Raw genomic sequence first — 21362 nt, 5'->3', positions numbered from 1 at the left:
ATACGAGATCTTGGCGGCGACGTAGTTGAGCCCCCAGGAAAAGGTCAGCCCGACCATGATGACGGCCGCCGCCAGGTCGACCGCGTCACGGCGGTCGAGCGTATCTGTGGCGATGCCCACCAGCCCTAATCCTCCGCGCTTGCGTCGTCGAAGCCGATCAGGTTCCAGCTCTGGCGCATATGTGGCGGCATCGGCGCGGTGACGTCGACAAAACCCTTGTCGGGATGCGGGATGACGATGCGACGCGCGTGCAGATGCAAGCGATTCTGCATGCCGCCGGGAAAATCCCAATTGGTGTCAGCCTCGAAATATTTGGGGTCACCGATGATCGGGCAGCCGATGTGGGCGGCATGGACACGGAGCTGGTGGGTGCGCCCGGTATAGGGCTCCATCTCCAGCCAGGTCATCGTCTGTGCAGCCTGCTCGATGATACGGTAGTAGGACACGGCGTGGTCGGCGCCCTTTTCGCCATGCTTGGCGATGCGCACACGATCGCCGTCGGGCGTCGGTTCCTTGATCAGCCAGGTCGAGATCTTGTCCTCGCGTTTCGGCGGCACCCCCTTGACCAGCGCCCAGTAGGTCTTCTTGGTCTCGCGCGCCCGGAACGCTTCGGCAAGCTTCATGGCGGCCAGCCTTGTACGGGCGACGACCAGCACACCCGATGTGTCGCGGTCGAGCCGGTGCACCAGGCGCGGTTTCTCGCCCTTCTGGTTGCGCCAGGCTTCCAGCATGTCGTCGACATTGCGGGTGACCCCCGAGCCGCCCTGCACTGCCAGACCGGCGGGCTTATTGAAGACGAAGACCTTCGGATCCTCATGGATCAGCATCTTGGCCAGGACATCGGCGTCGCCCTGGTTGCGTATCGAATGGCCGGTGAGCGGGCTTTCACCTTTCTTGTCCACTTCGAGCGGCGGCACACGCACCGTCTGGCCGGCTTCGACGCGGGTATCGGCCTTCACCCTGCCGCCGTCGACGCGGATCTGGCCGGAGCGCAGCAGCTTCTGCAGATGACCGAAGCCGAGGCCCGGAAAATGGGTCTTGAACCAGCGGTCGAGCCGCATGCCCGCCTCGCCGGCGTCCACTGTGATCTGTTCTACTCCTGCCATGATTCCAATCGCTGTTTCGGGATGCAGCGGCATTTGCCAGCACCCCGCAATTTCATACGCAATTACTCGTTGTCGGTTCCATATTGCAGAACCTGAACTTTCTCCAGCGTGATCAGGCCACTTGTCATGATTGTTTCAAGCACGGGCAGGAAAGCGGCGATCTTTTCCTCGCTATCGACGATCTCGATCACCAGTGGCAGATCCTCCGACAGACGGAGGATTTTCGTGGTGTGAAGCCGGCTGGAATGGCCGAATCCCATCGCGCCGCGCAGGACAGTCGCGCCGGCAATCTGCACTTCCCGCGCCTTGAGCACGATTGCCTCGTATAGCGGGCGGCCATCCGCCCTATCGTTCTCACCGATGAATATGCGCAGCAATTGTGCCTGCCTTGGTATCTTCATTGCCCGGATCCTCTCAATCGGTTGAGGCGCACTGCAAAGATGTGGCCAAGCCAGACGGCGACAAGCCACGCCACCACGGAGATCGCGATATTGAGCGCCGCCGCCGCCAGCCTTCCACCTTGCACCAGGGTGAAGGTTTCAAGGCTGAACGCGGAGAAAGTCGTCAGGCCTCCGCAAAAGCCGGCGATGAAGAACTGGCGCTGCAGCGGACTGGCAAAGACGCGGCCATTGGGCCCCGTCAATGTAGCGTAGAAGCCGATGAGGAATGAGCCGACTATGTTCACAAGGAGCGTGCCAACGGGGAATCCATTGCCCCACAGGGCGCTGCTCGCCAATGAGGCAAGCGCCCGCAGCACACCGCCGATCACGCTGCCAGCGGCGACGGTGGCATAGAACCGAACCGTTTCGCTCGTCTTGCGCCAGCCAATGCGGCGCGCAACGGACCCTGCCGCGGCGGCGTCCGTTCCGCCGGAGCGGAGCTTCCCCGGACTGCTCACGGCGCCCCGCTGCCGATCAGCAGACTTCCCGCGGCAAAGCCCAACGCCACGCCGCCGAGGCTCAGAAAAACCGAAAGCACCACATTGCCGCCCGCGCGAAGCCATTCGCCTTCACGCGCCAGTGCCAGCGTCTGCAAGCTGAACGAAGAAACCGTTGTATAACAGCCGAGGCAGCCGGTGACGGCGAAAGCCCAGACGGCGGGCATGGCGTCGCGCGCCACCGCATGCGCGATGACGCCGATCGCAAAGGCTCCCGAAATGTTGACGACCATCGTGCCCCAGGGAAAGGTCTCGCCGACCCGGCGGGCGATGAAGCCGGACAGGAAGAAGCGGGCCATTCCGCCGAGCGCGCCGCCGAGGCAGACAAGCAACAGGTGATACATCGCTCTCCCTCGGTCAGACTACGGTATCAGGCGCTTCCGGCCTTCTTCGGCTTGCTGGAGCCGATCATCTTCCAGTTCTTGTAGAACATGGAATTGATGCGCTCGACGCTGACCGAAACGATGGCGAGAAGTGTCGAGATCAGACCGGGAAACGGCGATGGACGAATGATGTCCATGAACACGCAGTAGCGGCGCCCGTTAAACTCATTGACCGAGCGATGAAGGAGCGTATCGTCGAAGATGAAGAGCGGGTTCTCGTGCCAGTAATTCTTGCTGTTGCCGCACTCGACGAACACTTCCGATTTCACCGGGATGAGGTTGTAGAGAATGCGCAGGCTGAGCCGGAGCGGGCCAAAGTGCCAGGAAGTCGATTCCCTGCCGCTGAACACAGAGACCGCAATCGTCTTGATGTATTTGAAATCCTTGTTGAATTCGGCGACGTTGTCTATTCTGTGCTTGCCATACCACTGATAGACATACATGCCGCGCCGGCCACTGCCGAAATTGGCGTCGATGTCGGCGATGATCTCGTCCTTGCGCGCCTTGAAGACGTCCAGGACCTCGTTGACCTCGCGCTGATAGTCCAGAGGAAACTGGTCCAATTTCCAGACACCGCGGTTTCTATAGCACAGCAGATCGACCAGCAGATTGAAGGGCGAAAGCAGCCAGGTGAAGATGCCGTTGCCCAGGAAATAACCACTGAACAGGGCCCAGTTCTTGTTGTCGTTGCGCAAGACGTCAATCAGGCCGAGGGCGATGAAAATCGTCGTCAGAATGGGAATGAAATAGAAGCCGAGCGCCAGCAGTGGGATCGCTATGGCGAACTTCCGAAGGGTCTTGCGAAATTTCTTTGTCATTTTTCCACGCGCCAGGCGCGATTCCGTTCTGAATATCGTCGGTACGTTTCTGGCCTGTCCGCCGGCCGAAGGCGCATCTTGATAGGGTTTTTTATCCCGCCAGACAACGGCGATCACACCAGTGTGCGACTGGCGGCTATTTTTCCCGCTCGCTGCGCAGCTTCGCCCAATAGTCCAGCCGCTTCCTGATATCGCGCTCGAAGCCGCGCTCGGGCGGGTCGTAGAATGTCTGCCGGCCCATCTTCTCCGGAAAATAATCCTGGCCGGAAAAAGCGTCGGGCTCGTCGTGGTCGTAGCGATAGCCGGCGCCGTAATCTTCCTGTTTCATCAGCTTGGTCGGCGCATTGAGAATATGCTTGGGCGGCAGCAGCGAGCCGAATTCCTTGGCCGCCTGTGTGGCGGCCTTGAAGGCGGTGTAGACGGCATTGGATTTCGGCGCGGTGGCGAGATAGACGGTTGCCTCGGCGAAGGCCAGCTCGCCCTCCGGCGAGCCCAGATAGTCGTAGGCGTCCTTGGCGGCGTTGGCCACGACGAGCGCCTGCGGGTCGGCCAACCCGATATCTTCCATCGCCATGCGCACCAGCCGGCGCCCTAGATAAAGCGGATCCTCGCCGGCATCGAACATGCGGGCGAGATAATAGAGTGCCGCGTCGGGGTCGGAGCCGCGCACCGATTTGTGCAAGGCGGAGATCAAATTGTAATGGCCGTCCTGGCCCTTGTCGTAAATCGGCGCGCGGCGCTGGACGATGCGCTGCAGGGCCTCGGCGCCGAACACTTCACCGGATTTGGCTGCACGCCAGACCTCTTCGGCCAGCGTCAACGCCGCGCGGCCGTCACCGTCGCTCATCCGCACGAGCATCGCCCGCGCCTCGTCATCGAGCGGCAGTGCCCTGCCCTCCGCCTCCTCGGCCCGCGCCAGCAGTTTGGCGATGCTCTCCTCGCCGAGCGAGTGAAACACCAGCACACGTGCACGCGACAAAAGCGCGGCGTTAAGTTCGAAGGACGGGTTCTCGGTGGTGGCGCCGACCAGCACGACGGTTCCGTCTTCCATCACCGGCAGAAAACTGTCCTGCTGGGCGCGGTTGAAACGATGGATCTCATCGACGAACAGCAGTGTCTGGCGGCCGTTGGAGCGACGCAGCTTCGCTGCCTCGAACACTTTCTTCAGGTCGGCGACGCCGGAAAACACGGCCGAGATCTGTTCGAAGGCGAGACTTGTCTCGCCGGCAAGCAGCCGTGCGACCGTGGTCTTGCCGGTGCCGGGCGGGCCCCAGAAGATCATCGAGCCGAGCGAGCCGGAGCCGATCAGCCGTGTCAGCGCGCCGTCGGGGCCGGTCAGATGCTCCTGGCCGACGACCTCGCCGAGGTTTTTTGGGCGCAGACGATCGGCCAGCGGCCTGCCGGGCGGCGTCTTTTCCGGTTCATCGACACTGAACAGATCGGCCATGCAACTTCTTCTGCCTGGAGCCCGATCATGCTGACGGTCGGGCTCAGTAACGCAACACCTGGCGCATTATCTGCCCGCCGCGCTCGACGGTAAAGCGCCACCAGCGCGTATCCTGCTGGGCTACCTGTTCCAGGGTTGCCGCCTTGTCGATCGTCAAGCCGTTGACCTCACGCACGATGTCGCCCGGCTGGAAGCCGAAATCGGCAGCGGGCGAATCGCGGTTGATGTCGACCATGGTGACGCCTTTGACATCGGTGCGCAGACCGAGCCGCTGGGCAAGCCGTGGCGACAGTTCGGCAACCTTGGCACCTGAAAACGGGCTTCGACCGCTCAATGTGAGTTCCGCAGCTTTGGCGCCCTCAGGCGGTCGTTCCAGCGCGATGTCCATCGTCGCCTGCTGACCCTTGCTCAGAACGCCGAAGCTGGCACTAGTGCCGATCGACAGCGTCGCCATCCGGTAGTCCAGCGCTCCGACGCTCTCGACCGGCTTGCCGTTGAGCGACAGCACCACGTCACCAGGCTTGAGCCCTGCCTTGGCCGCGGGTCCCGCCTCTTCGACCGAAGAAACCAGCGAGCCGGTCGGCTTGGCCATGCCGAGCGATTCGGCAATCTGCGGCGTCACCGCCTCGAACTCGGCACCGACATACGGCCGCTCGAAAAAGTCGAGCCCGGCTTTGGCCGCATCGGCGAAAGCCCGAACCATGTTCGAAGGGATGGCAAAGCCGATGCCGATCGAGCCGCCGCTACGGCTATAGATCGCGGTGTTGATGCCGATCAGCTGCCCTCCCATGTTGACCAGCGCGCCACCGGAATTGCCGGGGTTGATGGCGGCGTCGGTCTGGATGAAGAAGCTGGAATCGGAGACGCCGATATGGCTGCGCGCCACCGCCGAAATGATGCCGCTGGTGGTGGTCTGGCCGACACCGAACGGATTGCCGATCGCCAGCACGAGATCACCGACCTCGAGCGCGTCGGAATCGCCGATGGCGATCACAGGAAACGGCTTGTCGGAAGAAATCTTGAGCACGGCGAGATCGAGCGTCTCATCCTTGAGCAGCACCTTGCTGTCGAATTCGCGCCCGTCGGCGGTCGCGACCTTGACCTGGTCGGCGTCTTTGACGACGTGGAAATTGGTGACCACCACGCCGGTCGGATCAACCAGCACGCCGGAACCGAGCGAGGACTGCGCGCGCGGCTGCGAGCGGCCGAAGAACTCCTCGAAGAACGGATCGCCGTCGAAGGGCGACATCACCTTGGCGGTCTGCGAGGCGTAGACATTGACCACGGCCGGCGCCGTCTGCTTGACCAGCGGCGCGAAGGACAGCTGCACCTCCTCGCGGCCGAACGGTACGCGCTTGTCTGGGCCGGAGGTGGCGTTTTCGCCTTCCACGCCATGCAGCAGATCGGTCAGCACGTCGGACAGACCGGGATCGGTCTTGGTTTCCTCCGCCAGCGCGTGCCTGGCCGCCGGCACGACCGTCAGCGCCATCAAGGCGCAGATCAGAACAAGGGACAGCCGTTTAACACGCATTCCGAATCCTCCAAGTCGGGCGCCATTGTCCTGACGATTGTGCAAAATGAAAGGCTAAGCCGCTGAAATCCGATTATTTTGGGTAGTCGCCGCAAAAACCGGTCACAAAACACCTACAAGCCCTGCCCGGCAGCTTCCGCAACAGAAAAAGGGGCCCGCTGGCCCCTTTGAACTTCTCAGGAAAACCCGAGCCTTATGCGGCTGCGGCTTCCTCCTCGGTGCCTTCGGCCTCGATGCGGGCACGATCGCCGGCGCCTTTGGCTGAGGTGTCGCGGTCGACGAACTCGATGACCGCCATTGCCGCGTTGTCACCGTGGCGGAAGCCCGCCTTCATGATGCGCAGATAGCCGCCATTGCGGGTGGCATAACGCGGCGCGATTGTGTCGAACAGACGCTTGACGACGCCTTCATTGCCGATCTGGGCAATCACCTGGCGGCGGGCATGCAGATCGCCGCGCTTGCCGAGCGTCACCAGCTTCTCGACGATCGGACGCAAATCCTTCGCCTTCGGTAGCGTGGTGAGTATCTGCTCGTGCTCGATGAGCGACACGGCAAGGTTGGCAAACATCGACTTGCGATGGCTTATGCTGCGGGCGAACCGGCGGCCTTTAAATCCGTGGCGCATGGCTCTTCTCCTTCATTGCGGGTTCAAGAGGCCTGAGCCTCAGTTGGTTAGCCGCATGATCTGGTCCGAAAAGTCTGCAACTTTTCGGGATCATGCTCAATATTGATCTTCATAACGCTTGGCGAGGTCTTCGATGTTTTCCGGCGGCCAGTCCGGCACTTCCATGCCGAGATGCAGGCCCATCGCCGCCAGGACTTCCTTGATCTCGTTCAGCGACTTGCGGCCGAAGTTCGGGGTGCGCAGCATCTCGGCTTCGGTCTTCTGGATCAGGTCGCCGATATAGACGATGTTGTCGTTCTTCAGGCAGTTGGCAGAACGCACCGAAAGCTCGAGCTCGTCGACCTTCTTGAGCAGGGCCGGGTTGAAGGCAAGCTCGGTAACCTGTTCGGCGGCGACTTCCTTCTGCGGCTCGTCGAAATTGACGAACAGGCCGAGCTGGTCCTGCAGGATGCGAGCGGCGAAGGCCACCGCGTCCTCACCCGAGATCGAACCGTCGGTCTCGATGGTCATGGTCAGCTTGTCATAGTCGAGAACCTGGCCCTCGCGGGTGTTCTCGACCTTGTAGGAGACCTTCTTGACCGGCGAATACAGGCTGTCGACCGGGATCAGCCCGATCGGCGCGTCTTCGGCGCGATTGCGGTCGGCCGGCACGTAGCCCTTGCCGGTATCGACAGTGAACTCCATGCGGATTTCAGCGCCCTCGTCCAGCGTGCAGATGACGTGGTCTGGATTGAGGATCTCGACGTCGCCGACCGTCTGGATGTCGCCGGCGAGAACGGCGCCTGGTCCCTGCTTGCGCACGACCATGCGCTTGGGGCCATCGCCTTCCATGCGGATGGCGATTTCCTTGATGTTCAAGACGATGTCGGTCACGTCCTCGCGCACGCCGGCGATGGACGAGAATTCATGCAGAACGCCGTCGATCTGTACGGCGGTCACAGCCGCGCCACGCAGCGAAGAAAGAAGCACGCGGCGCAGCGCGTTGCCGAGGGTGAGGCCGAAGCCGCGCTCAAGCGGCTCGGCGACCAGCGTGGTCAGCGTCTTCTTCTTCGACGAGAACTCGATCTTGTTCGGCTTGATCAGTTCCTGCCAATTTTTCTGGATCATAGTGCTTTTCCTTCCGTTGTCCCGCCACCATCCAATCGTGGCGGGCGACCTGGAATGCCGTGGAGGAGCGCCCTTGAGGCGCTCGCGCGGCGTTCGGTAAATTCTAAAGCGCGGCGCGCTTTAGGTTTTTGTTTTTATGCATGTCGTTGCCCCAAAACCGCTATACACTTTTGGGCGACATGCATTAGACGCGGCGCTTCTTGCGCGGGCGGCAGCCATTGTGCGGGATCGGCGTCACATCACGGATCGAGGTGATGGTGAAGCCGGCTGCCTGCAGCGCGCGCAGCGCCGATTCACGACCGGAGCCAGGTCCACAGACCTCGACCTCGAGCATGCGCATGCCGTGTTCCTGAGCCTTCTTGGCAACATCTTCGGCGGCCATCTGGGCAGCGAAAGGGGTCGACTTGCGCGATCCCTTGAAGCCCTGGGCTCCGGCCGACGACCAGGCAATCGAATTGCCCTGCGCGTCGGTGATGGTGATCATCGTGTTGTTGAAGGTCGAATTGACGTGGGCAACGCCCGACGAGATGTTCTTGCGTTCGCGACGGCGAACACGAGCGGCTTCCTTGGCCATGATAGTCCTTTCAGTTGATCTCTACACCGCCGTAATGCCAGCGGCTCCACCTGGTGAATGGTGAATGGTAAAATGGTGAATGGCCACAACGTCGGCTCTTGGCCTTCGTCACCATTCACTATTCACCATTGACCATTCACAAATTACTTCTTCTTTCCGGCAATCGACTTGGCCGGGCCCTTGCGGGTGCGCGCATTGGTATGCGTGCGCTGACCACGAACCGGCAGCGAGCGGCGGTGACGCAGGCCGCGGTAGCAGCCGAGGTCCATGAGCCGCTTGATGTTCATCGACACTTCGCGGCGCAGGTCGCCCTCGACCTGGTAGTCGCGGTCGATGGTTTCGCGGATCTGCAGCACTTCCGCATCGGTCAACTGGTTGACGCGACGCTCGGCCGGGATGCCGACCTTGTCGACGATCTCCTGGGCGAACTTCTTGCCAATGCCGTGAATGTATTGAAGCGCAATGACGACGCGCTTGTTGGTAGGAATGTTAACGCCGGCTATACGAGCCATGTTCTTCTCTTCTCCATATAGGCCGGACGAGCCGGCGCTTCAAGTTGCCCCGCGTCCGGTGGAGGCCGGCCCTTGCGGGAGTTTCCAGTTCAAAGCGGCCTGCCTTGCCCTTGCGGACAAGCAAGCCTCATGCCTGATAGGAAGACGGGCCGCCATACCCCAGCGGACCGCTCCAGTCAAGCGCAATCGTTCGATTCTCTAGCCGGCCGCCTGGCCAACCTGCCGGGTCGTCGCCCTGAGCACCGCCTCGATCTGCTGCGTCACCGCATCGATACCGGCCATGCCATCGACGCCCCTGAGTTTGCCCTTGGCGTAGTAGTAGCCGATCAGCGGCGAGGTTTTCTTGTAATATTCCCTCAAGCGTTCTTCGAACACCGCTGGACTGTCGTCCTTGCGTACCGGCAGGCCTGCGGCCTTGGCGTCTTCGGCGCGCTTGACGATTCGGCCAACCAGCGCCTTGTCGTCGACGACAAATTCGATGACCGCGTCGAGCTCCAGTCCGCGATCCGACAGCATTTCCTCAACGGCGTCCGCTTGCACCAGGGTTCGCGGATACCCGTCAAGGATGAAGCCGTTTGCGCAATCAGCTTGATCGATACGTTCTGCCACGATGGCGTTGACGATAGCGTCGGACACCAGTTCGCCAGCGTCCATCACCGCCTTGGCGCGCTTGCCGACTTCGGTGCCGGCCTGAACAGCAGCACGCAGCATGTCCCCCGTGGAAAGCTGTGGGATGCCGTGTCTTTCTACCAGTCTCAGTGCTTGTGTCCCCTTGCCCGCCCCCGGCGGTCCAAGCAATATCAACCTCATCTGGCCTTCTTCCCCCCGCGCAGCTTCGACTTCTTGATCAGGCCCTCATACTGGTGCGCGATCAGGTGACCCTGAATCTGGGCCACCGTATCGAGCGTTACACTGACCACGATCAGGAGCGAAGTGCCACCAAGGTAGAACGGTACGCCAGTCGCTGAAATCAGGAACTCGGGCAGCAGACACACCAGCACCAGATAGATGGCGCCGACGACGGTGATGCGGGTGAGCACATAGTCAATATAATCTGCAGTGCGCTCGCCCGGACGATAGCCCGGGATGAAGCCCGAATGCTTCTTCAACTGGTCGGCGGTGTCCTTCGGATTGAAGACGATCGCCGTATAGAAGAACGCGAAGAACACGATCATTGCCGCATAGAAGGCCATGTAGAGCGGCTGGCCGTGGCCGAGCGCCGCCAGGATGGTGCTGGCCCAGGCAGGCATATTGGTCGTCTGCGAGAAGCCGGCAACCGTTGCCGGAAGCAGCAGCAGCGACGAGGCGAAGATCGGCGGAATGACGCCGGAGGTGTTGAGTTTCAGCGGCAGATGCGAGGTATCGCCCTGGAACATGCGGTTGCCGACCTGGCGCTTGGGATACTGGATCAGCAGGCGGCGCTGGGCGCGCTCGAAGAAGACGATCAGCGCGATGACGACGATGGCGAGCACGATGATCGCCAGTATCAGGCCGGTCGACAGCGCGCCGGTGCGGCCAAGCTCCAGCGTGCCGGAGATGGCGCGCGGCAGGCCGGCGACAATGCCGGAGAAGATGATCAGCGAAATGCCGTTGCCGATGCCGCGAGCGGTGATCTGCTCGCCGAGCCACATCAGGAACATGGTGCCGCCGACCAGCGTGACGACGGTGGAAATGCGGAAGAACATGCCGGGATCGTTGACGATGCCGTTGCCGCCCTCAAGCCCGACCGAAATGCCATAGGCCTGGACCAGCGCCAGAAGCACGGTGCCGTAACGCGTGTACTGGTTGATGATCTTGCGGCCCTGCTCGCCTTCCTTCTTCAACGCTTCCAGCGATGGAATGACCGAGGTCATCAGCTGCATGATGATGGAAGCGGAGATATAGGGCATGATGCCGAGGGCAAAGATCGCCATGCGCTGCACAGCGCCGCCGGCAAACATGTTGAACATGCCGAGCACGCCCTTGCTCTGCGACGAGAAGGCCTGGGCGAAAGCGTCGGGATTGATGCCGGGCAGCGGGATATAGGTGCCAAGGCGGTAAACGAGCAGCGCGCCGATGGTGAACCAGATGCGCTTCTTCAGATCCTCGGCCTTGGCGAAGGCCGAAAAATTCAGATTCGAGGCTAGTTGTTCAGCAGCCGAAGCCATGCCTGATTCTCCGCTTGGTCACGCTCGATGCCCGCAGCTCAGGCGGCGCGTGTCACCGAAGCTCACGAGATAAGCTCCGGACTGCAAACATGCAAGCGGCCGCGTTGACGCGGCCGCCACATCTGTCGGATCAAAGCACGACCGCAGGCAAAACCGAATTCCACCTTTGCCGACCGTGCTTCAAATTGCCGTTACTCGGCGGCTGCCTTCTCAGGCAGCTTCACCGAACCGCCGGCCTTTTCGATCTTCTCGACCGCGGCCTTGGAAGCACCGGCAACGTCGAAGGCAAGCTTGGCCTTGATGTCGCCGTCCGAGAGGATGCGCACGCCGTCCTTGACGCGACGGATGACGCCGGCCGCAACCAGCGCCTCGGCCGTCACAACTGTCTTAGCGTCGAGCTTCTTGGCATCGAGCGCGGCCTGGATGCGGGCCAGCGACACGACGGTGAAGCTCTTGGCGAAGATATTGTTGAAGCCGCGCTTCGGCAGGCGGCGGTAGAGCGGCATCTGGCCACCCTCGAAGCCGTTGACGGCGACGCCGGAGCGCGCCTTCTGGCCCTTGACGCCGCGACCGGCGGTCTTGCCCGAACCGGAACCGATGCCACGGCCAAGACGCTTCTTGGAATGCGTCGCGCCGTCCTTGTCACGCAGATCGTTGAGTTTCATCTGGGTTCTCCTGCGCTCTGGTTCAGCCCTCGTCCACGACGCGGACGAGATGCTGGACGGCAGCGATCATGCCGCGCACGGAGGGCGTATCCTCCAGCGTGCGCTGCTTGTGCATCTTGTTGAGGCCGAGGCCGACCAGCGTCGCGCGCTGCTCCTTCGGCCGGCGGATCGGCGAACCGATCTGCTCGACGGTGATGGTCTTGGTTGCTTTCTTGGCCATGGTCAGATCCCTGGTCAGCGTCGACTATTCTTCAGCCGCAACGGCGGTGCCGCGGCGGGCCTGAAGGGTCGAATACTTGATACCGCGCGCAGCAGCCACATCCTTCGGATGCATCTGGCTCTTCAGCGCGTCGAAAGTGGCGCGAACCATGTTGTAGGGGTTCGACGAACCCATCGACTTGGCGACCACGTCATGCATGCCGAGCGTCTCGAAGACGGCGCGCATCGGGCCGCCGGCGATGATGCCGGTACCTTGCTTGGCGGCGCGCAGCAGAACGCGTCCCGCGCCCCAGCGTCCCTCGACGTCATGGTGCAGCGTGCGGCCCGAGCGCAGCGGCACGAAGATCATGTCGCGCTTGGCCGATTCGGTCGCCTTGCGGATCGCTTCCGGCACTTCGCGCGCCTTGCCGTGACCGAAGCCGACGCGGCCCTTCTGGTCGCCGACGACGACGAGTGCTGCAAAGCCGAAGCGCCGGCCGCCCTTGACGACCTTGGCGACACGGTTGATGTGGACGAGCTTGTCGACCATCCCGTCGTCGCGCTCTTCGCGATCACGGCCGCGGCCGCCATCCCTACGTTCCTGTGCCATATCCTGTTCCTTGTTTTTTTCCGGAAGCACGGTTGATGATGAGATCCGGCGCCTCTGTGGGTCGCCGGGGGCGAAAACTATTTTTCCTTCGCATGATCTTATCCGAAAAGTCTGCAACTTTTTGCTGCCCTGACCTTCGGTTCGGGATCATGCTTTAGAAGCTCAGACCACCTTCACGGGCAGCCTCGGCCAGCGCCTTGACGCGGCCGTGATAGATGTAGGCGCCACGGTCGAAGACGACTTCCTTGACGCCGGCCTTCGAGGCGCGCTCGGCGATCAGCTTGCCGATCGCAGCTGCGGCCGCGGTGTCGGCGCCGGTCTTGAGCGAACCCTTGAGCTCCTTCTCGAGCGTCGAAGCAGCGGCGATGGTGTGGCCCTTGGCGTCATCGATCACCTGGACGTAGATGTTCTTCGACGTGCGGTGGACCGACAAGCGCGGACGATCGCCGGCGACCTTCTTGATTTGGCGGCGGACGCGCTGAGCGCGGCGTTGGGTGGATTCTTTCGAGCCCATGATATCAGTTCCTTGCCTTCAAAAAACGGGGGCCGCCATATGCGGTAGGCGAAGCGCCTCCCGCGACCGCTCCCCGCGGCGTTAAAATTACTTCTTCTTGCCTTCCTTGCGGACGATCTTCTCGCCAGCATAGCGGACACCCTTGCCCTTGTAGGGCTCGGGGCTGCGATACTCGCGGATCTCGGCGGCAACCTGTCCGACCTGCTGCTTGTCGATGCCGGTCACAGTGATTTCCGTCGGCTTCGGCACCGAAATCGTCACGCCCTGCGGCGTTTCGTAGACGACGTCATGGCTGAAGCCGAGCGCCAGCTGCAGGTTCTTGCCCTGCATGGCGGCACGATAGCCGACGCCGGTGATCTCGAGTTTCTTTTCGAAGCCGTCCTTGACGCCCTGCAGGATATTGACGATCTGCGTGCGCGACATGCCCCATTTGGAGCGGGCGGTCTTGGTCTGGTCGCGCGGCTGGACAGCGATCTCGCTGCCTTCCATTTTGACCAGCACTTCGTCGTTCACCACGAACTTCAGCTCGCCCTTGGGGCCCTTCGCCGTCACGGTCTGGCCGTTGACGGTCGCGGTCACGCCCTGCGGCAGCGAAACGGGTTTCTTTCCAATACGAGACATTTTGTTGTCCTCGTCACTTCTCTTGTTTCAGGTCTCGGTTTTCGGGACTTGATCCCGAAAACCGGATTCCAACTGGGGTCACACGTCAGATCAGAAGATCTGGCAGAGGATTTCCCCGCCGACATTCTGTTCGCGCGCTTCGTGGTCGGCCATCACGCCCTTCGGCGTCGAAAGGATGGCGATGCCGAGGCCGTTGGCGACGTGCGGGATCGACTTGGCCGAAACGTAGACGCGGCGGCCCGGCTTCGAGACACGGGCGATTTCGCGCACCACCGGCGCACCGTCGAAATACTTCAGCTCGATCTCGATTTCGGACTTGCCGTTGTCGAAGTCGGTCTGGCTGTAATCGCGGATATAGCCTTCAGCCTTCAGCACGTCGAGGACGCGGGTACGCAGGCGCGAGGCCGGCGTCGAAACGCTCGACTTCTTGCGGCCATACGCGTTGCGGATGCGGGTCAGCATATCGCCGAGAGGATCGCTCAATGACATGTTATGTCCTCCTTACCAGCTCGACTTGACCAGGCCCGGGATCTGGCCGTTATTGCCGAGATCACGAAGCGCGATGCGCGATACTTTGAGCTTGCGATAATAGGCACGCGGACGTCCGGTGACTTCGCAGCGGTTGCGGATGCGGGTCTTGGCCGAGTTGCGCGGCATCGCCGAAAGTTTCAGCTGGGCGCGGAAGCGCTCTTCCATCGGCTTGGACTGATCCATGATGATCGCCTTGAGCACCTTGCGCTTGGCAGCGAACTGGTCCGCAAGCTTGCGACGCCTGTTGTTTTTCTCGACTGAGCTGGTCTTTGCCATTTCAGATTTTTCCTTTTCTCGCTGCCGTTACTGGCGGAAGGGGAAGTTGAAGGCCTTGAGCAATGCCCTGGCTTCGTCGTCCGTCTTCGCAGTCGTACAAACGATGACGTCCATGCCCCAGATCTGATCAACCTTGTCGTAGTTGATCTCCGGAAACACGATGTGTTCCTTGATGCCCATGGCATAGTTGCCACGGCCATCAAAGCTCTTCGGGTTGAGCCCGCGGAAGTCGCGGACGCGCGGCAGTGCGATGTTCACGAGACGATCGAGGAACTCGTACATGCGTTCCTTGCGCAGCGTGACCTTGGCGCCGATCGGCATCTTTTCGCGGACTTTGAAGCCGGCGATCGAGTTGCGGGCGCGGGTGACGACGGCCTTCTGGCCGGCGATCATCGCAAGGTCTTCCGCCGCGATCGAAGGCTTCTTCGAATCGCCGGTCGCCTCGCCGACGCCCATGTTCAGCACGATCTTGTCGATGCGCGGAACCTGCATCTCGTTCTCGTAGCCGAACTGCTCCTGCAGCGCCTTGCGAATGGTCTCGTTGTAGACCTGCTTGAGGCGCGGCGTGTTCTGGGCAGTTGCCTGCTTGGTTTGAGCCTTAGCCATTGATGACTTCTCCCGAGCGCTTGGCGACGCGCACCTTCTTGCCGTCCTTCTGGAAGATGAAGCCGACGCGGGTCGGCTTGCCATCCTTGGGGTCGGCCAGCGCGATGTTCGACAGCTGGATCGGCGCTTCCTTGGTGATGATCCCGCCCTCTTGGGACTGGGACTGCTTCTGGTGACGACGGATCAGGTTGACGCCGCGCACCAGCGCGGTGTCGTCCTTCGGCTGTACCGAGAGGACTTCGCCCGAACGGCCCTTGTCCTTGCCGGCCAGCACGACGACCTTGTCGCCTTTTCTAATCTTTTGCATTGGTCCAGCTCCTTACAGCACTTCAGGCGCGAGCGAGATGATCTTCATGTGGTTCTTGGCGCGGAGTTCGCGCGGAACCGGTCCGAAGATACGCGTGCCGATCGGCTCTTTCTTGTTGTCGACGAGAACGGCTGCGTTCTTGTCGAAACGGATCACGCTGCCGTCCGGGCGGCGGATGTCCTTGGCCGTGCGAACCACGACCGCCTTCATCACATCGCCCTTCTTGACGCGGCCGCGCGGGATGGCTTCCTTGATCGACACCACGATGATGTCGCCCACGGAAGCGTATTTCCGCTTCGAGCCGCCCAGCACCTTGATGCACATGACACGACGGGCGCCGGAATTATCCGCGACGTCGAGGTTTGTTTGCATCTGAATCATGACTGGCCGCCTTCTTCTTTTCTAACGGGATGGGTTTCTCACCCTTCCCCGGTCTGTCCAAAATTCGTTTTCGTTCGCCCTGATCAGGCCTGGTCCGAAGACACCACGACCCAGCGCTTGTCCTTGGAAATCGGCTTCGATTCCTGGATGAACACCTGATCGCCGACCTTGTGGGCGTTGTTCTCGTCGTGCGCCTTGTACTTCTTGGTCATGCGCACGGTCTTCTTCATCACGGGATGCGTGAAGCGCCGTTCGACCTTGACGACAACCGTCTTCTCGTTCTTGTCGCTGACGACGGTGCCCTGCAGAATGCGCTTTGGCATGGTTTTCGTCCTTAAGCCTTCTTAGCCGCGGACTTTTCCGCAGCGATGGTCTTGATACGCGCAATGTCCTTGCGGACCTGCCTCACGCGCGCGGTCTTCTCGAGCTGGCCGGTGGCCTTCTGGAAGCGCAGGTTGAACTGCTCCTTCTTCAGGCTGGCCAGATCGTCGGTCAGCTGGTCCTGGGTCTTGGTCCGGATGTCTTCGGCTTTCATGATCAGCCCGTCCTTATTCTGCGATGCGCTGTACGAAGCGCGTCCTGACCGAGAGCTTGGCCGCGCCGAGACGCAGCGCCTCACGGGCGGTTTCCTCGTTGACACCGTCGATCTCGAACATGATGCGACCCGGCTTGACGCGCGCCGCCCAGTAATCGACCGCGCCCTTGCCCTTGCCCATGCGGACTTCGGTCGGCTTCGACGTCACCGGCACGTCCGGGAAGATACGGATCCAGACGCGGCCGGCGCGCTTCATCTCGCGGGTGATCGCGCGGCGGGCCGCCTCAATCTCGCGTGCGGTGACGCGGTTCGGCTCAAGCGCCTTCAGCCCGAAACCACCGAAATCCAGGTTGGTGCCGCCCTTGGCGGTACCGTGGATGCGGCCCTTGAACTGCTTGCGGAATTTTGTGCGCTTTGGCTGCAGCATCGTTCTAACTCCAAATTCCTAACTGTCTTACGCGTTTTCGCGACGGCGACCGCGTTCGCGCTCACCACCACCGCCATGCGCATGATCGCCCTCGGTGGCGCGGCGCTCCGAAGCCATCGGGTCGTGTTCGAGGATCTCGCCCTTGAACACCCAGACCTTGACGCCGCAGATGCCGTACGCCGTATGCGCCTCGGCCGTGCCGTAGTCGACGTCGGCGCGTAGCGTATGCAGCGGCACGCGGCCTTCGCGGTACCATTCCATGCGCGCGATCTCGGCGCCGCCGAGACGGCCGGCGCAGTTGATGCGGATGCCTTCGGCACCGAGGCGCATCGCCGACTGGACGGCGCGCTTCATGGCGCGGCGGAACGCGATGCGGCGCTCGAGCTGCTGGGCGATCGACTGGGCGACCAGGGTCGCGTCGATCTCCGGCTTGCGCACTTCGACGATGTTCAGATGCGTCTCGGACTTCGTCATCTCCATCAGCTTCTTGCGAAGCTTCTCGATGTCGGCGCCCTTCTTGCCGATGATCAGGCCCGGACGCGCCGCATGGATGGTGACGCGGCACTTCTTGTGCGGACGCTCGATCACGACCTTCGAGATCGCAGCCTGCTTGAGTTCCTTCTCAAGATATTTGCGGATCTTGATGTCCTCGTGCAGCAGCTTGCCGTACTCGCCGGTGTTCGCGAACCAGCGCGAATCCCAGGTACGGTTGATGCCGAGACGCAGACCGATCGGATTGACTTTCTGGCCCATTATGCGGCCTCCCCTTTTTCTTCGACTTCACGAACAACGATCGTGAGGTGCGAGAACGGCTTCTCGATACGGCTGGCGCGACCACGGCCACGGGCATGGAACCGCTTCATGACGATCGACTTGCCGACATAGGCTTCCGCCACGATCAGCGCATCGACATCGAGGTCGTGGTTGTTTTCCGCGTTGGCGATCGCCGATTCCAGCGTCTTCTTGACCGTGCCGGAAATCCGCTTGGCCGAGAATTCGAGGTCGGAAAGCGCTGTCGCGACCTTCTTGCCGCGGATCAGCGCGGCAACCAGGTTCAGCTTCTGCGGGCTGATACGGATCGTGCGCAACACGGCGCGCGCTTCGTTGTCAGCAAGCCTGCGCGGAGCTTTGGCCTTGCCCATGATTATTTCCTCTTCGCCTTCTTATCCGCGCCGTGACCGTAATAGGTCCGGGTCGGAGCGAATTCACCGAACTTGTGACCGACCATGTCCTCGTTCACCGAGACGGGAACGTGCTTTTGGCCGTTGTAGACACCGAAGGTGAAGCCGACGAACTGCGGCAGGATGGTGGAGCGGCGGCTCCACATCTTGATCACCTCATTGCGACCACCTTCACGAACCTTGTCCACCTTCTTCAGAAGGTAGCCGTCGATGAAGGGGCCTTTCCAAATCGAACGAGTCACTTGGCGTTACCTCTTCTTAGCTCTTGCGCTGATGGCGCGAGCGCAGGATGAACTTGTCGGTCGCCTTGTTGGACCGCGTCTTCTTGCCCTTGGTCGGCTTGCCCCAGGGCGAAACCGGATGGCGGCCACCCGAGGTGCGGCCTTCGCCGCCGCCATGCGGATGGTCGACCGGGTTCATGGTCACACCGCGATTGTGCGGACGTTTGCCACGCCACACGGTGCGGCCAGCCTTGCCGTCATTGATGTTGCCGTGGTCCGGGTTGGACACGGCACCGACGGTGGCCATGCAAGAGCCGTGAACGACACGCTGCTCACCCGAGTTGAGGCGCAGGATCGCCATGCCCTGGTCGCGGCCGACAAGCTGGCCATAGCCACCGGCCGAACGAGCGACCTGAGCGCCCTTGCCGGGCTTCAGCTCGATATTGTGGACGATCGTGCCGACCGGCATCGAAGCCAGCGGCATCGCGTTACCCGGCTTCACGTCGACCGATTCGCCGGCCACGATCTTGTCGCCGGGAGCCAGACGCTGCGGGGCGATGATGTAGGACAACTCGCCATCGTCATACTTGATCAGCGCGATGAAGGCGGTGCGGTTCGGATCGTATTCGATACGCTCGACCGTGCCGACGACGTCGAACTTGCGGCGCTTGAAGTCGATGATGCGGTACGTGCGCTTGTGACCACCACCGATGAAGCGGGCCGTGATACGGCCGTAATTGTTGCGGCCGCCCGATTTGGTCAGGCCTTCGGTCAGGCCCTTGACGGGCTTGCCCTTATAGAGGCCCGAACGGTCGACGATGACCAGCTGGCGGGTGCTCGGAGTTACCGGGTTGAATTTTTTCAGTGCCATCGTTCTGTCCTCGCGACCTTGCTCAGAGACCCGTCGCGACGTCGATCGACTGGCCTTCGGCCAGCGTCACAATCGCCTTCTTGACGTCGCTCTGGCGGCCGATCGTGCCGCGGAAGCGCTTGATCTTGCCCTTGCGGACAAGCGTGTTCACGGCCGTCACTTTGACCCCGAACAGCGCTTCGACGGCGGCCTTGATTTCCGGCTTCGATGCCTTTTTGGCTACGTTGAAGACGACCTGGTTCTGCTCGGAAGCCATGGTCGACTTTTCGGTGATCGCCGGCGAGACGATCACGTCGTAATGACGAAGGTCGGTCATTTGAAGCGCTCCTCGAGAGCCTCGACGGCGGCCTTGGAAAGGACCAGCGTGCCGCGGCGCAGAATGTCGTAGACGTTGATGCCCTGAATGGGCAGCACGTCGATGTTCGGGATGTTGGTCGCCGCCAGCTTGAAATTCTTGTCAAGCTCGGCGCCGCCGATCACCAGGGCGTTGCTCAGGCCCAGCGTCGCAAAATTCGCGATCAGCGCCTTGGTCTTGGCCTCGGTCAGCTTCAGCTCGTCGATGATGATGATCGACGCGCTCTTGGCTTTGGCCGAGAGGGCATGCTTGAGGCCGAGCGCACGCACTTTCTTCGGCAGATCGTGCTCGTGGCTGCGCACGACCGGGCCGTGGGCCTTGCCACCGCCGCGGAACTGCGGAGCGCGAGCCGAATGGTGACGGGCGCGGCCCGTACCCTTCTGCTTGTACATCTTGGCGCCGGTGCGGGCGATTTCCGCGCGACCCTTGGCCTTGTGTGTGCCCTGCTGCTTCTTGGCAAGCTGCCAGCGCACGACGCGCTGCAGGATGTCCTCGCGCGGATCAAGGCCGAAAATCTCTTCGGAGAGCTTCAGCTTGCCGGCGTCCTTGCCGCCAAGCGTCGTAATCTTGAGATCCATTATTCCGCTCCCTCTGTGGCCGGGGCCTCGTTCGTGGCGGCACCATCGGTCGCAACGGCGCGGATCGCAGCGGGCTTCGGCGCATTGGCCGGTAGCGCCACCTTGGCCGCGTCGCGGACCAGGATCCATGCACCCTTCGAACCCGGGACCGCACCGCGGATCAGGATCAGGCCGCGATCGGCGTCGGTCGAGACGACCTCGACATTCTGTGTGGTGACGCGGGTGTCGCCCATGTGGCCGGCCATATGCTTGCCCTTGAACACCTTGCCCGGATCCTGGCGCTGGCCGGTCGAGCCGTGTGTACGGTGCGACACCGAGTTGCCGTGCGTCGCGCGGCCGCCACCCATGTGGTGCCGCTTGATGACGCCTTGGAAACCCTTGCCGATCGTGGTTCCCGTCACATCGACCTTCTGGCCGACGACGAAATGCTCGACGGTGATCTCGGCGCCGACATCGATCATGTTGTCGGCGGAGACGCGGAACTCGGCAACCTTGGCCTTGGGCTCGACGGAAGCGGTCGCGAAATGGCCGCGCATCGCCTTCGACGTGTTCTTCACCTTGGCAAGGCCAACGCCGAGCTGGACGGCGGTATAGCCGTTCTTCTCCTGCGTGCGCTGCGCCACGACCTGGCAGTTCTCCATCTGGAGAACAGTGACGGGAACATGTTCCCCGGCATCGTTGTAGATGCGGGTCATTCCCACCTTCTTTGCAATCACACCTGAACGCATCGGTTCAATTCCTTTAGAGTTCCCTGTCGGGGCTGTCGCCCCTCCACGCCTCTTGTTCCTTCAGAGTTCCGGGTCGCCCCGCTGACCTCTGGTTCCTTAGAGCTTGATCTCGACGTCGACACCGGCGGCCAGGTCGAGCTTCATCAAAGCGTCGACCGTCTGCGGGGTCGGGTCGACGATGTCGAGCAGACGCTTGTGCGTGCGCATCTCGAACTGCTCGCGGCTCTTCTTGTCGACGTGAGGCGACCGGTTGACCGTGAACTTTTCGATCCGCGTCGGCAGCGGAATGGGGCCGCGGACGTTGGCGCCGGTGCGCTTGGCGGTCGACACGATTTCCCGTGTCGAGGCGTCGAGCACCCGGTGATCAAACGCCTTCAGGCGGATGCGGATATTCTGTCCGTTCATGCGTCACTTCCTTGTTCTGGCGCGGCGCGGGCAGCGCCCGCGACAGATCGGTTTAAGTCCAAATTACTCTTTGATGGTGACGACGATGCCGGCACCGACGGTGCGGCCGCCTTCACGGATGGCGAAGCGCAGCTTCTCTTCCATGGCGATCGGCACGATCAGCTC

At 61.8% G+C, this 21362-nt stretch carries 35 protein-coding genes and 1 pseudogene; all 36 read right to left on the bottom strand.

The genetic code is table 11. The features are described from left to right. Positions 1 to 120: pseudogene (locus tag NKI85_RS34695) on the bottom strand (EamA/RhaT family transporter); the annotation flags it as partial. 5 nt (positions 121 to 125) lie between these two features. Beyond that, a complete protein-coding gene (locus NKI85_RS34690) occupies positions 126 to 1106 on the bottom strand; it encodes an RluA family pseudouridine synthase (protein ID WP_352780345.1) in 981 nt (326 codons plus the stop codon). Between the two features lie 62 nt (positions 1107 to 1168). Continuing rightward, positions 1169 to 1507, bottom strand: coding sequence for a DUF190 domain-containing protein (locus NKI85_RS34685; RefSeq protein WP_352532300.1), 339 nt, complete (start codon positions 1505 to 1507; stop codon positions 1169 to 1171). After that, positions 1504 to 1935 (bottom strand): fluoride efflux transporter CrcB, encoded by a 432-nt coding sequence (crcB, locus tag NKI85_RS34680; protein ID WP_352532312.1) that lies wholly within the window; start codon positions 1933 to 1935, stop codon positions 1504 to 1506. Before crcB (NKI85_RS34680) ends, NKI85_RS34685 begins: the two co-directional genes overlap by 4 nt. A gap of 65 nt (positions 1936 to 2000) precedes the next feature. After that, positions 2001 to 2387, bottom strand: coding sequence for a fluoride efflux transporter CrcB (gene crcB, locus NKI85_RS34675; RefSeq protein ID WP_352532302.1), 387 nt, complete (start codon positions 2385 to 2387; stop codon positions 2001 to 2003). Between the two features lie 26 nt (positions 2388 to 2413). Next, entirely contained in the window at positions 2414 to 3244 is an 831-nt protein-coding gene (locus NKI85_RS34670) for an aspartyl/asparaginyl beta-hydroxylase domain-containing protein (RefSeq protein WP_352532304.1), read from the bottom strand. Between the two features lie 136 nt (positions 3245 to 3380). Further along, on the bottom strand, positions 3381 to 4691 hold the full coding sequence (locus tag NKI85_RS34665; protein WP_352532306.1) for a replication-associated recombination protein A: 1311 nt from the start codon (positions 4689 to 4691) through the stop codon (positions 3381 to 3383). A gap of 43 nt (positions 4692 to 4734) precedes the next feature. Continuing rightward, positions 4735 to 6222: a DegQ family serine endoprotease gene (locus NKI85_RS34660; RefSeq protein WP_352532308.1), complete on the bottom strand. Its 1488-nt coding sequence runs from the start codon at positions 6220 to 6222 to the stop codon at positions 4735 to 4737. A 193-nt stretch (positions 6223 to 6415) separates the two neighbouring features. Continuing rightward, positions 6416 to 6847, bottom strand: a complete 432-nt coding sequence (gene rplQ / locus NKI85_RS34655; protein WP_023675127.1) for a 50S ribosomal protein L17 — start codon at positions 6845 to 6847, stop codon at positions 6416 to 6418. A gap of 96 nt (positions 6848 to 6943) precedes the next feature. Continuing rightward, the gene (locus tag NKI85_RS34650; protein WP_023675128.1) at positions 6944 to 7954 is read right to left on the bottom strand and encodes a DNA-directed RNA polymerase subunit alpha; all 1011 of its coding nucleotides are present in this window, start codon (positions 7952 to 7954) and stop codon (positions 6944 to 6946) included. Between the two features lie 184 nt (positions 7955 to 8138). Continuing rightward, the gene (gene rpsK, locus NKI85_RS34645) at positions 8139 to 8528 is read right to left on the bottom strand and encodes a 30S ribosomal protein S11 (RefSeq protein ID WP_006205444.1); all 390 of its coding nucleotides are present in this window, start codon (positions 8526 to 8528) and stop codon (positions 8139 to 8141) included. A gap of 143 nt (positions 8529 to 8671) precedes the next feature. Continuing rightward, a complete protein-coding gene (gene rpsM, locus NKI85_RS34640; RefSeq protein WP_006205445.1) occupies positions 8672 to 9040 on the bottom strand; it encodes a 30S ribosomal protein S13 in 369 nt (122 codons plus the stop codon). 198 nt (positions 9041 to 9238) lie between these two features. Further along, positions 9239 to 9850 (bottom strand): adenylate kinase, encoded by a 612-nt coding sequence (locus NKI85_RS34635; RefSeq protein WP_352532310.1) that lies wholly within the window; start codon positions 9848 to 9850, stop codon positions 9239 to 9241. Continuing rightward, positions 9847 to 11187, bottom strand: a complete 1341-nt coding sequence (secY, locus tag NKI85_RS34630; protein WP_023717523.1) for a preprotein translocase subunit SecY — start codon at positions 11185 to 11187, stop codon at positions 9847 to 9849. Before secY ends, NKI85_RS34635 begins: the two co-directional genes overlap by 4 nt. Positions 11188 to 11378: 191 nt before the next feature. Continuing rightward, positions 11379 to 11852, bottom strand: a complete 474-nt coding sequence (rplO, locus tag NKI85_RS34625; protein ID WP_023717522.1) for a 50S ribosomal protein L15 — start codon at positions 11850 to 11852, stop codon at positions 11379 to 11381. Positions 11853 to 11874: 22 nt separating this feature from the next. Next, positions 11875 to 12072 (bottom strand): 50S ribosomal protein L30, encoded by a 198-nt coding sequence (rpmD, locus tag NKI85_RS34620; RefSeq protein ID WP_006205449.1) that lies wholly within the window; start codon positions 12070 to 12072, stop codon positions 11875 to 11877. A 24-nt stretch (positions 12073 to 12096) separates the two neighbouring features. Then, positions 12097 to 12660 (bottom strand): 30S ribosomal protein S5, encoded by a 564-nt coding sequence (gene rpsE / locus NKI85_RS34615; protein ID WP_006333394.1) that lies wholly within the window; start codon positions 12658 to 12660, stop codon positions 12097 to 12099. Positions 12661 to 12814: 154 nt separating this feature from the next. Further along, positions 12815 to 13174 carry a 50S ribosomal protein L18 gene (gene rplR, locus NKI85_RS34610; protein ID WP_023675132.1) on the bottom strand — a complete coding sequence of 120 codons (360 nt, stop codon included), beginning with the start codon at positions 13172 to 13174 and terminating at the stop codon, positions 12815 to 12817. Between the two features lie 87 nt (positions 13175 to 13261). Further along, the gene (gene rplF, locus NKI85_RS34605) at positions 13262 to 13795 is read right to left on the bottom strand and encodes a 50S ribosomal protein L6 (protein WP_023675133.1); all 534 of its coding nucleotides are present in this window, start codon (positions 13793 to 13795) and stop codon (positions 13262 to 13264) included. A 90-nt stretch (positions 13796 to 13885) separates the two neighbouring features. Next, positions 13886 to 14284 (bottom strand): 30S ribosomal protein S8, encoded by a 399-nt coding sequence (gene rpsH, locus NKI85_RS34600; protein ID WP_006205453.1) that lies wholly within the window; start codon positions 14282 to 14284, stop codon positions 13886 to 13888. A gap of 12 nt (positions 14285 to 14296) precedes the next feature. Then, positions 14297 to 14602 carry a 30S ribosomal protein S14 gene (gene rpsN / locus NKI85_RS34595; RefSeq protein WP_352532394.1) on the bottom strand — a complete coding sequence of 102 codons (306 nt, stop codon included), beginning with the start codon at positions 14600 to 14602 and terminating at the stop codon, positions 14297 to 14299. A 27-nt stretch (positions 14603 to 14629) separates the two neighbouring features. Next, complete coding sequence (gene rplE / locus NKI85_RS34590) at positions 14630 to 15208, bottom strand: 50S ribosomal protein L5 (protein WP_008875670.1); 579 nt, start codon at positions 15206 to 15208, stop codon at positions 14630 to 14632. Then, the gene (gene rplX / locus NKI85_RS34585; RefSeq protein WP_254817150.1) at positions 15201 to 15515 is read right to left on the bottom strand and encodes a 50S ribosomal protein L24; all 315 of its coding nucleotides are present in this window, start codon (positions 15513 to 15515) and stop codon (positions 15201 to 15203) included. The genes rplE and rplX overlap by 8 nt, the downstream gene beginning before the upstream one ends. A 12-nt stretch (positions 15516 to 15527) precedes the next feature. Beyond that, positions 15528 to 15896, bottom strand: a complete 369-nt coding sequence (rplN, locus tag NKI85_RS34580) for a 50S ribosomal protein L14 (RefSeq protein ID WP_006205457.1) — start codon at positions 15894 to 15896, stop codon at positions 15528 to 15530. Between the two features lie 83 nt (positions 15897 to 15979). Then, the gene (rpsQ, locus tag NKI85_RS34575) at positions 15980 to 16219 is read right to left on the bottom strand and encodes a 30S ribosomal protein S17 (RefSeq protein WP_023675136.1); all 240 of its coding nucleotides are present in this window, start codon (positions 16217 to 16219) and stop codon (positions 15980 to 15982) included. A gap of 11 nt (positions 16220 to 16230) precedes the next feature. Then, positions 16231 to 16431 (bottom strand): 50S ribosomal protein L29, encoded by a 201-nt coding sequence (gene rpmC / locus NKI85_RS34570; protein WP_006205459.1) that lies wholly within the window; start codon positions 16429 to 16431, stop codon positions 16231 to 16233. Between the two features lie 13 nt (positions 16432 to 16444). Beyond that, positions 16445 to 16858 (bottom strand): 50S ribosomal protein L16, encoded by a 414-nt coding sequence (gene rplP / locus NKI85_RS34565; protein WP_006205460.1) that lies wholly within the window; start codon positions 16856 to 16858, stop codon positions 16445 to 16447. A gap of 27 nt (positions 16859 to 16885) precedes the next feature. Further along, positions 16886 to 17611, bottom strand: coding sequence for a 30S ribosomal protein S3 (gene rpsC / locus NKI85_RS34560; protein ID WP_095488567.1), 726 nt, complete (start codon positions 17609 to 17611; stop codon positions 16886 to 16888). After that, entirely contained in the window at positions 17611 to 18000 is a 390-nt protein-coding gene (rplV, locus tag NKI85_RS34555) for a 50S ribosomal protein L22 (RefSeq protein ID WP_006205462.1), read from the bottom strand. The genes rpsC and rplV overlap by 1 nt, the downstream gene beginning before the upstream one ends. Before the next feature lie 2 nt (positions 18001 to 18002). Next, positions 18003 to 18281 carry a 30S ribosomal protein S19 gene (gene rpsS / locus NKI85_RS34550; RefSeq protein ID WP_006205463.1) on the bottom strand — a complete coding sequence of 93 codons (279 nt, stop codon included), beginning with the start codon at positions 18279 to 18281 and terminating at the stop codon, positions 18003 to 18005. Positions 18282 to 18297: 16 nt separating this feature from the next. Further along, complete coding sequence (rplB, locus tag NKI85_RS34545; RefSeq protein ID WP_023675138.1) at positions 18298 to 19131, bottom strand: 50S ribosomal protein L2; 834 nt, start codon at positions 19129 to 19131, stop codon at positions 18298 to 18300. A 22-nt stretch (positions 19132 to 19153) separates the two neighbouring features. Beyond that, entirely contained in the window at positions 19154 to 19447 is a 294-nt protein-coding gene (locus NKI85_RS34540) for a 50S ribosomal protein L23 (protein WP_027026959.1), read from the bottom strand. Beyond that, complete coding sequence (rplD, locus tag NKI85_RS34535) at positions 19444 to 20064, bottom strand: 50S ribosomal protein L4 (protein ID WP_023675140.1); 621 nt, start codon at positions 20062 to 20064, stop codon at positions 19444 to 19446. The genes NKI85_RS34540 and rplD overlap by 4 nt, the downstream gene beginning before the upstream one ends. Further along, positions 20064 to 20792: a 50S ribosomal protein L3 gene (rplC, locus tag NKI85_RS34530; RefSeq protein ID WP_023675141.1), complete on the bottom strand. Its 729-nt coding sequence runs from the start codon at positions 20790 to 20792 to the stop codon at positions 20064 to 20066. The genes rplD and rplC overlap by 1 nt, the downstream gene beginning before the upstream one ends. Positions 20793 to 20888: 96 nt before the next feature. After that, positions 20889 to 21197 carry a 30S ribosomal protein S10 gene (gene rpsJ / locus NKI85_RS34525; protein ID WP_006205468.1) on the bottom strand — a complete coding sequence of 103 codons (309 nt, stop codon included), beginning with the start codon at positions 21195 to 21197 and terminating at the stop codon, positions 20889 to 20891. Between the two features lie 63 nt (positions 21198 to 21260). Continuing rightward, positions 21261 to 21362: EF-Tu C-terminal domain-related protein (locus NKI85_RS34520; protein WP_152536282.1), on the bottom strand; the 102-nt coding region annotated here is incomplete at its 5' end.

The sequence above is a fragment of the Mesorhizobium sp. M0571 genome (assembly GCF_040320985.1).
Taxonomy (GTDB): Bacteria; Pseudomonadota; Alphaproteobacteria; order Rhizobiales; family Rhizobiaceae; genus Mesorhizobium.
Note: the sequence above shows the minus strand (reverse complement) of the source record. Positions and strands in the feature narration are given on the sequence as shown.